Annotated in this window: 3 protein-coding genes; 1 reads left to right on the top strand and 2 read right to left on the bottom strand. The window is 69.9% G+C overall.

Going from position 1 to position 3,852, the window contains the following annotated elements; all coding sequences use genetic code 11:
• Nucleotides 1-159: 159 nt before the first annotated feature.
• Both ABT004_RS36105 and cdgB read right to left on the bottom strand, forming a co-directional pair.
• Complete coding sequence (locus ABT004_RS36105) at nucleotides 160-1,092, bottom strand: carbohydrate-binding protein (RefSeq protein WP_351346014.1); 933 nt, start codon at nucleotides 1,090-1,092, stop codon at nucleotides 160-162.
• A gap of 111 nt (nucleotides 1,093-1,203) precedes the next feature.
• On the bottom strand, nucleotides 1,204-2,904 hold the full coding sequence (gene cdgB / locus ABT004_RS36100; RefSeq protein WP_351346011.1) for a diguanylate cyclase CdgB: 1,701 nt from the start codon (nucleotides 2,902-2,904) through the stop codon (nucleotides 1,204-1,206).
• A 303-nt stretch (nucleotides 2,905-3,207) separates the two neighbouring features.
• Here cdgB and ABT004_RS36095 point away from each other — a divergent pair, with 303 nt between their 5' ends.
• A complete protein-coding gene (locus ABT004_RS36095; RefSeq protein ID WP_451193806.1) occupies nucleotides 3,208-3,792 on the top strand; it encodes a flavin reductase family protein in 585 nt (194 codons plus the stop codon).
• Nucleotides 3,793-3,852 lie beyond the last annotated feature (60 nt).

The raw sequence follows: 3,852 nt of genomic DNA, 5'->3' as shown, positions 1-3,852 counted from the left end.
CCCGGGGCGGAGCCCCGGGGCGGTCGCCGGGTAGCCGTGGCTGGGCTTGGGGCTCTGCCCCATACCTCGCGCCTCAATCGCCGGCGGGGCTTGAAAAAGGCTCAATCGCCGCAGGGGCTTGAGTGGCGCAGCCTCAATCACCAGAAGGCGTGAGGGGCATCAGTTCTGGGTGAGCCACAGGCGGTCGAAGTTGGCGTCGCACTTGTTGCCCTGCTCACAGGAGACCGTAATCGCGTTCGTCCCCTTGGTGAGCTGAACAATGGCCCACGTGTTCGTCCAGCCCTTCTCCCAGTCACCTTCCTTGGCCCCGGCGAAGTTCTTCATGTTCAGCGGACGATCCTGCTTCGTACCGTTCACGTTGATCGTCGCGTCCGAGTCCTTGCCCGGCACCCCGTAGTCGACGTGCAACCTGTACGCGCCGTCCTTCGGAATGTTGTTGACGGTCCACGTCAGGTTCGCGCCCACCTTGTTGAACCCGGCGACGTACACCCCGCCGTCCGCCTTCGCGCCCTGCACGTCCGACGCGGTGGACGTGCCACCCGCCAGCTTCAGGGTCTTCGCGTCGGTCTTGGGCAGGTCGACCGGCGCCGCGGACGCCGACTTCGAGGGCTTCTCGCTCGGCTGCACCGACTGCGAGCCGCTGGAGGCCTTGCCGCCGGCCTCGCCCTTGTCGTCACCCGAGTCGTTGCTGAGCATGGCGACGCCGATGCCGATGACGACGGCCGCGACCACGGCGACCGCGCCGATCAGGAGCGCCTTCGTGTTCGGACCACGCCCGCGGCCGCCCCCGCGCATCGGCGCCGTCGGCGGACCCGGCTGCGAGGGGACCCCGCCGCCGGGCATCGTCTCCGGAGCCTGGTAGTGCGCGTTCGGCTGCTGGTACGCCTGCGTCGGCCGGGTCTGCCCGTACTGGCGCTCGCCGACCGTATGGATGTGATTGGCCCGGTAGGAGGAGCGCGGGTTCGGGTAGCCGTAGCCACCGCCCGCGCCCTCGGGCGGGGTCGCCCCGGCCGCCTGTCCGTCGGCGTACAGATAGCCGAACGGATCGTCGTCCTCGGGCGTGGTGCTCCCGCTGTTGTTGCCGGGCGCCATCCCAGATCACTCCCTACACGTTGCTTACCTCGGCGAGGGTACCCGCTGCGAGTGACCCCACGGCGTGGCCTTGACCTCACCGGGACCGCGGGACCGCGCCCAATGTAGGGGCTATCCGGCCCGTCTGTGCTGCTTACTGCGTGATCTTTTCTCTACGTACATCCGCTGGTCAGCGGATTGCAGCACTTCCTCGGCCGTCATGCCGCAGTGGGCCCAGCCGATGCCGAAACTGGCCCCTACCCGGACCGCCCTGCCCTCCACTCGAATCGGCGGAATGATGGCGTTCCGCAACCTGACGGCGAGGTCCTGGGCGCCCTCGCGGCCCAGCCCGTCGGCGAGCACCACGAACTCGTCACCGCCGAGCCGGGCGACCGTGTCCCCGTCCCGTACGACGCTGGTAAGGCGGCGGGCGACCTCGATGAGGACGGCGTCGCCCGCGTTGTGCCCGAACCTGTCGTTGATCGACTTGAAGCCGTCGAGGTCGCAGAAGAGGACGGCGAGGCCCTTCGTGCCGTTGTCCGCGCCGGTGACCCCGTCGGGCTCGGGTGCGGCGACGTGCACATGGTGGTCGAAGCCGTCGAACCCCTCGTAGAGATTCGACTGGTGCGGGACGGGCGCGCCGAAGTCGAAGCCGATCCCCGCCGCGTCCTCGCCCGCGGCGGCAGCGCCCCGGTGGTCGCCGTAGGCCGCGTCGAGGGAGTCGATGGCGCTGGGGCCCGGCTCGTAGGGGCGGCGGCACAGGCGGGCGGAGAGGCGGGCGCGCAGCTCCGCCGAGTTCGGCAGTCCGGTGAGCGAGTCGTGCGAGGCGCGGTGGGCGAGGTGCAGCTCGCGGCGCTTGCGCTCCTCTATGTCCTCGACGTGGGTGAGCAGGAAGCGCGGCCCGTCGGCGGCGTCGGCGACCACCGAGTTGCGCAGGGACACCCAGACGTACGTGCCGTCGCGGCGGGCGAGGCGCAGCTCGGCACGGCCGCCCTCGGCGGAGGTGCGCAGCAGCGTGCCGATGTCCTCGGGGTGCACGAGGTCGGAGAACGAGTAGCGGCGCATGGCCGATGCCGGGCGGCCGAGGAGGCGGCACAGCGCGTCGTTGGTCCGCAGGAGCCGGCCGTGCTGGTCGCCGCCCATCTCGGCGATCGCCATCCCGGAGGGGGCGTACTCGAAGGCCTGCCGGAAGCTTTCCTCGCTGGCCCGCAGCGCCTGCTGCTCGCGCTCCAGGCGGACCAGGGCGCGCTGCATGTTGGACCGCAGCCGCGCGTTGCTGATCGCGATGGCGGCCTGGAAGGCGTACATCTGCAGGGCCTCGCGGCCCCAGGCTCCGGGGATGCGGCCGCCCCGCGGACGGTCGACCGAGATCACGCCGATGAGTTCGCCGGAGGACGAGCCCGTCGAGTGCATGGGGGCGAAGAGGCGGTCGGCGGGGTGCCACTCGTCCTCGAAACGGGGCGGCGGGCCCGCGGTGAACCACTGCGGCACGTCGTCCTCGTCGAGCACCCAGCCCTCGGTGTGCGGTATGAAGCGCAGCTCGCCCCACTTCTTGCCCATGGCAAGGCGGCGGTCCCAGGCGGCGCGGGAGCCCACACGTCCGGTGATCAGGGCCTCGGCCGCGGAGTTTCCCGCGAAGGCGGCGATGACCAGGTCACCATCGGGACGTACGAGGTTCACGCACGCCAGCTCGTAGCCGAGCCCGCTCACGACCCCGTCCGCGACGGTCTGCAGAGTGTCGGCCAGACTGCGGGCGGTGTTCATGTCCGCCATTACCTCGTGCAGCTGACGCAGGGTCGCAAGACGGACGTACGGCTCCGACTCGGTCTCCATGCTCAGTTCTCCCCGAGACGTCGACAGCACTCCAGAATTCGGATCGGTTCGCTTCGCACGTGCAGCGGCACGTTCATCAGCAGTGTCGACGCCACTGAATCACAGCGAGCTGTGCACCCGGTACACAGGGTCAACAAATTATGGCCCCTGTGACTCAAGTCACAGCAGGAGATGAAGGATTGGGGCTCATTACTGGGTGGTTTCTGTGCGCTTCCTGAAGACGAACCGCGCCCATGGTCCTACGACCGGCCTCGGTCATCGGCCCGATGCGGGGCGCGTGGGGGCAGAGCTAGCGTTGAAGTCGTGTTGAAGACGTCCACCGCCACTTCGGTCCCCTCCCCCACGGCCCACTCGGCCCCCTCCGGTCATGCTGAGGGGGTGAGCAACGACGAGTTCCGCGCCGCCCTGTCCCGACTGGCCGCAGGGGTCGTCCTGCTGACCTCGCACGAGCCGCAGCTCGACCCCGACGGGCCGGACGGCGAGGACGCGGGCATGACGGCGACGGCCTTCATGTCCGTCTCCCTCGACCCGCCCCTGGTGATGGTGTCGCTGCGCAACAGCTCCCGCATGGACGACCTCCTGGACGATCAGCCGCTGTGGGCGGTCTCGGTCCTCTCGGAGTCCCAGAGCCACATCGCCGGCCGCTTCGCCATGAAGGGCCGGCTCAGCGACCGGCTCCTGTTCCAGGACATTCCGTACGTACGTGGGGAGCACACGGGGGCGCCGTTGGTGGGTGGGGCGTTGGCGACGCTCGAGTGCCGCACGGAGAACACGGTGGTCGCGGGCGACCACACGCTGGTCATCGGCCGCGTCCTGTCGGCCTCCCTCCCGAGCGCGGAGGGCGGCCCCCTGATGTACTTCCGCGGCCGCTACCGCAACTTGGGCTGATAACCCTGGGCAAATCAAGCCCCTGCGGCGATTGAGCAGCGGGGTCCGGGGCGGAGCCCC

It is taken from the genome of Streptomyces sp. NPDC002790 (assembly GCF_040295505.1).
GTDB lineage: Bacteria > Actinomycetota > Actinomycetes > Streptomycetales > Streptomycetaceae > Streptomyces.
The sequence above is the reverse complement of the archived record's forward strand: the minus strand, read 5'-3'. Positions and strand labels throughout refer to the sequence as shown.